This is a genomic window from Microbacterium sp. (assembly GCF_032084865.1).
In the GTDB taxonomy this organism is placed as follows: Bacteria; Actinomycetota; Actinomycetes; order Actinomycetales; family Microbacteriaceae; genus Microbacterium.
On record NZ_DAMDLU010000010.1, the window covers coordinates 30,305 to 34,921 of the forward strand.

Here is a 4,617-nt window from a genome sequence, read left to right on the forward strand (position 1 = left end):
GATGGCTGATCCGCCCGCCTGTCGGTCACGACCAGTTCAACGAGTGGAACATCCGGATCCACGGCATCCACCCGCACGACGTCATCGGCGCCGCGACCTGGGCCGAGCAGCTCGACCGCCTCTGCGCCTTCGCCGGCGACGACGTGCTCGTCGCGCACAACGCCGGATTCGACCTCAACGTGCTGCGCCGCGCGTGCGAGGCCACCGGGCTCGCCGCTCCCCCGTACCGCTCGCTGTGCTCACTCGCCGTGGCGCGCAAGACCTACACGCTCGATTCGTACCGCTTGCCGCTCGCCGCCGCCGCGGCCGGATTCGGCGAGTTCGCGCACCACGATGCGCTGGCCGACGCCCGAGCTTGCGCGCAGATCGTCATCGACGCTGCCGGCCGCGCAGCCGTGCACGATGTCGCCGCTCTCGGCACCGCTCTGGGCGTGGCGCTGTCGGCGCCGCTCGTCTGCGAACTCGAACCCGCCGTGGCCTGACCCGGCGGCATCGGACACAATGGTCAGGTGACCAACGGACTGAGCCTCGAAGTCATCGAGGGTACTTTCGACCTGGCCCGTCAGGGCCGCACCGCTCCCCTCGGCGAGATGATCGATGCGGGCGTGCCCGTCGACGTGCGCAATCCGCGTCAGGACACGCTGCTGATCGTCGCGGCCTACGCCGAGCACCTCGAGACCGTGTCCGATCTGATCGCGCGCGACGCCGACCTCGACGCCGTCAACGCGAACGGCCAGACCGCGGTCTCCTGCGCCGTGTTCCGGCGCAACGAGCCGCTGCTGCGGATGCTGCTCGATGCCGGCGCTGATCAGGATGCCGGTGGGCACAGCGCGAAGCAGATCGCCGACCAGTTCGGTCTCGGCGACATGCGCGCCGTTCTCGATTCCTACTGAGGTATTCGAGACGGCAGCCGGCGTCTCAGGCGCCGCCCGGCACCCACGACAGCAGCGCGACGACGACGCTGGAGGTCGCGAGGAACGCGCCGATGAACCACCACGAGCTCAGCTCGTGTCCCTCTTCGCGGCGCACGCGGAAGAGAACGTCGGCACGACGAGCTGGATCGAATCCGGGCTGCACGGCCGCCTTCGCCTGCTGAGCGGCCATGATCTGCTCCTCGGTGACCCGGAGGATGCGGCCGGTCGGGGTGGTGATGTGCGCGGCGCGGCCGGGGCTCGCAGACGTCTCGTTCAACGGCATCCCGAGCACTCCTCTTCATGACCATGACGGCGCGCTGATCACACCGTGCGCGTCTATTCTGCCAGCCTCTGCTGGGAATGCCGGGATGCGAGGTCTGCTGCTCGCGTCAGAGCCACTTCGAGACGAGGTGATCCGACACGATGCGGCGCAGCGTGCCCGACGCTCCGCGCAGCACGACGCTCTCGGTGTAGAGGTAGTTTCCCTCGCGGCGCACGCCCCGCACGAGCTGGCCGTCGGTGACGCCGGTGGCGACGAAGATCGTGTTGTTGCCCTGCACGAGGTCATCGGCCTCGTACACCTTGTCGAACTCGAGCCCCGCGTCGATTCCGCGCTGGCGCTCGTCGTCGTCGCGCGGCCACAGCACGCCCTGGATATGACCACCGAGCGCCTTGATCGCGCATGCGGTGACGATGCCCTCGGGGCTGCCGCCGACGCCGACGCACATGTCGGTGCGGGCGTCGTGGCGCGCGGCGTTGATGCCGCCGGCGACGTCGCCGTCGCTCATCAGGCGGGTGCCGGCTCCGGCCTCCCGGATCTCGGCGATGAGCTTTTCGTGGCGCGGGCGGTTCAGCACCGAGACCACGAGCTCGTCGACAGGCTTGCCCAGGGCTCGCGCAAGGCGACGGACGTTCTCGCCGATGGGATTGCGGATGTCGACCACGCCGACCCCCGCAGGACCGGTGACGAGCTTGTCCATGTAGAACACGGTCGATGCGTCGAGCATGGAGCCCCGGTCGGACACCGCGAGCACGGAGAGGGCGTTCTGACGCCCCTCCGCGGTGAGCGTCGTGCCGTCGATCGGGTCGACGGCGATGTCGCACTCGGGGCCTCGGCCCGTGCCGACGACCTCGCCGTTGAACAGCATGGGGGCGTTGTCCTTCTCGCCCTCCCCGATGACGACGCGGCCTTGGAAGTCGACCGTGCCGAGGAAGGCGCGCATCGCGTCGACCGCGGCACCGTCGGCGGCTTCCTTCGCACCTCGGCCGATGAACGGCACCGCGCGGATGGCCGCCGCCTCCGTCGCGCGTACGAGTTCCATCGCGAGGTTGCGGTCGGGGCGGAGGGGGCTGAGATCTGCTGTGAGGCTCACCATGCCGGTCAGCCTAGTGAGGAGGGAAGAGGGAAATCAGGAGTTTTCACGATATGAACGCGAAGAAAACGCAGTTCTTGCCAGGTAATAAAGATACGCGCCCGGGCGGGCGTAACGACGCCGGAATCCGACCCCCTGCGGGCTAAAGTGAGCATGCACCCCGACCGACAGAAGCAGGAGAACTCATGCCCGTCGCCACTCCGGAACAGTACGCAGAGATGCTCGACCGCGCGAAGGCCGGTGGCTTCGCGTATCCCGCCTTCAACGTCTCGAGCTCGCAGACGATCAACTCCGTGCTGCAGGGCCTCACCGAGGCAGGCTCCGACGGCATCATCCAGGTGACCACCGGCGGGGCCGACTACTTCGCCGGCCACACCGTCAAGGCCCGCGCGACCGGCGCCCTCGCCTTCGCACGCTACGCGACCGAGGTCGCCAAGAACTACCCCGTGACCGTCGCACTGCACACCGACCACTGCCCGAAGGATGCCCTGGGCGGCTTCGTCGAGCCGCTGATCGCAGCATCCGAGGAAGAGGTGAAGGCGGGCCGCAATCCGATCTTCCAGTCGCACATGTGGGACGGCTCGGCTGTGCCGCTCGACGAGAACATCGAGATCGCCAAGGAGCTTCTGCCCCGCATGAAGGCGATCAACGCCATCCTCGAGGTCGAGATCGGCGTCGTCGGCGGCGAGGAGGACGGCGTCGCCCACGAGGGCTCGAACGATGCCCTCTACACCACCTTCGCCGACGTCGACCAGGCGATCCAGGCCCTCGGCCTCGGCGAGCAGGGCCGCTACATCGCCGCCCTCACCTTCGGCAACGTGCACGGCGTCTACAAGCCGGGCGGGGTGAAGCTGCGCCCCGAGCTGCTCGGCGAGATCCAGGCCGAGGTCGCCGCGAAGTACAACACGGGTCCGAAGCCGCTCGACCTCGTCTTCCACGGCGGCTCCGGCTCGAGCGACGACGAGATCGCCCTCGCGGTCGCCAACGGCGTGATCAAGATGAACATCGACACCGACACGCAGTACGCGTACACGCGTGCGATCGCCGACTACATGTTCAAGAACTACGACGGCGTGCTCAAGGTCGACGGCGAGGTCGGCAACAAGAAGCAGTACGACCCGCGCGCCTGGGGCAAGATCGCCGAATCGGCGATGGCCGCTCGCGTCGTCGAGTCGACCCGCCAGCTCGGCTCGTACGGCCAGTCCAAGAGCTGACCACAGGCACAGGTCAAGAACTGACCTTCGCCCATGGCAGAGAGGGATGCCCCGGACCTCAGGTCCCGGGCATCCCTCTCTCGTCTCAGCCGGCCATCCGCTCCCCTGCCGGGCTCAGCACCCACCAGACGTCCTTGACGCCCTGGCCGTTGACGTCGCCGGCGGCGCTGTCGCCGGCGAAGTAGTACAGCGGCCAGCCGTTCAGCGTCACCTGCATCCTGCCGTCGGCGGTCTTGATCGTGCCGAGCTCGCCGGTGACTCCGTCGGCCTTCGGCGTGTCACCCGCAGCGATCAGCGGCGGCCAGTTCTGCAGGCACGCGCCGGTGCAGGCGCTCGTGTCACCGCCCTGTGTGTCGTTGTCGAACATGTACAGCGTCATGCCCTTGTCGTCGACGACGACCTCGCCGAGCGATGTGTCGGCGACCATCAGGTCGGTGCCGGATGCCGCGGGTGCCGACGCCTCGCTCGATGGAGTGCTGTATCCCGAGCCGCCGGCGTCCGACGCCGGCCCGGAGGTGCCCGGACTGCTGCATCCGGCCAGAAGCAGGGCGAGAGCGATGCCCCCGATGGCGAGTGCCTTGCGCATGATCAGGTCCTTTCGTCTGCCCCGGTGAGATCGCCGGGGCTCTTCCCATGACACGAGATGCGCGCGGTCGCGGTTCACCCGAATTCGCGGCGCACCATCACGCGTCCGTCGGAGTCGCGGATCTCGATGGCTCTGATGTCGTCTTTCCGCAGCGCGGTTCCGGCCGACAGTCGCGCCGTCGCGCCGGGCGTCACCGTCCAGTTCGACAGCGTCGCGCTCTGGCCGTCGACGCCGATCACGGCGAGCGCGTACGCCCCCGTCGCGCCGTAGCGAGCGGTGCCGTCGTACTCGCACTCCACGTCGAGCTTCGTGCCCCACGGCACCGTGCTCATCGCGACCGATGCGGTCACCGGAGCACCGTCCACCGGCTCCAGCGCGATCGCCTCGGCCGGACGCGGCGACAGCGCAGACACCGAGACGACCGTCGCCACGACGACGGCGGCGGAGATCCCCGCAGCCCACGCGCCGATGCGCCGCCGCGTGCGACGCCGCGCCCGCGCGGCGGCCAGCACGCGCACGGGGCCGGCGTC

7 protein-coding genes are annotated in these 4,617 nt (G+C 69.0%); 3 read left to right on the forward strand and 4 right to left on the reverse strand.

What is annotated here, in order from left to right; all coding sequences use genetic code 11:
* Both RT309_RS02315 and RT309_RS02320 read left to right on the forward strand, forming a co-directional pair.
* Positions 1-482: exonuclease domain-containing protein (locus RT309_RS02315; protein WP_313354962.1), on the forward strand; the 482-nt coding region annotated here is incomplete at its 5' end.
* A 27-nt stretch (positions 483-509) separates the two neighbouring features.
* On the forward strand, positions 510-893 hold the full coding sequence (locus RT309_RS02320) for an ankyrin repeat domain-containing protein (protein WP_313354964.1): 384 nt from the start codon (positions 510-512) through the stop codon (positions 891-893).
* Positions 894-918: 25 nt separating this feature from the next.
* Here RT309_RS02320 and RT309_RS02325 read toward each other — a convergent pair whose 3' ends face one another.
* Together RT309_RS02325 and glpX are read right to left on the reverse strand one after the other, a co-directional pair.
* Positions 919-1,197: a hypothetical protein gene (locus RT309_RS02325; protein ID WP_313354966.1), complete on the reverse strand. Its 279-nt coding sequence runs from the start codon at positions 1,195-1,197 to the stop codon at positions 919-921.
* A 106-nt stretch (positions 1,198-1,303) separates the two neighbouring features.
* Positions 1,304-2,290, reverse strand: coding sequence for a class II fructose-bisphosphatase (glpX, locus tag RT309_RS02330; RefSeq protein ID WP_313354967.1), 987 nt, complete (start codon positions 2,288-2,290; stop codon positions 1,304-1,306).
* A 182-nt stretch (positions 2,291-2,472) separates the two neighbouring features.
* Here glpX and fbaA point away from each other — a divergent pair, with 182 nt between their 5' ends.
* Positions 2,473-3,501 (forward strand): class II fructose-bisphosphate aldolase, encoded by a 1,029-nt coding sequence (gene fbaA / locus RT309_RS02335; RefSeq protein WP_313354968.1) that lies wholly within the window; start codon positions 2,473-2,475, stop codon positions 3,499-3,501.
* Between the two features lie 85 nt (positions 3,502-3,586).
* Here fbaA and RT309_RS02340 read toward each other — a convergent pair whose 3' ends face one another.
* Positions 3,587-4,087 carry a hypothetical protein gene (locus RT309_RS02340; RefSeq protein WP_313354970.1) on the reverse strand — a complete coding sequence of 167 codons (501 nt, stop codon included), beginning with the start codon at positions 4,085-4,087 and terminating at the stop codon, positions 3,587-3,589.
* A 74-nt stretch (positions 4,088-4,161) separates the two neighbouring features.
* Positions 4,162-4,617: hypothetical protein (locus RT309_RS02345; protein WP_313354972.1), on the reverse strand; the 456-nt coding region annotated here is incomplete at its 5' end.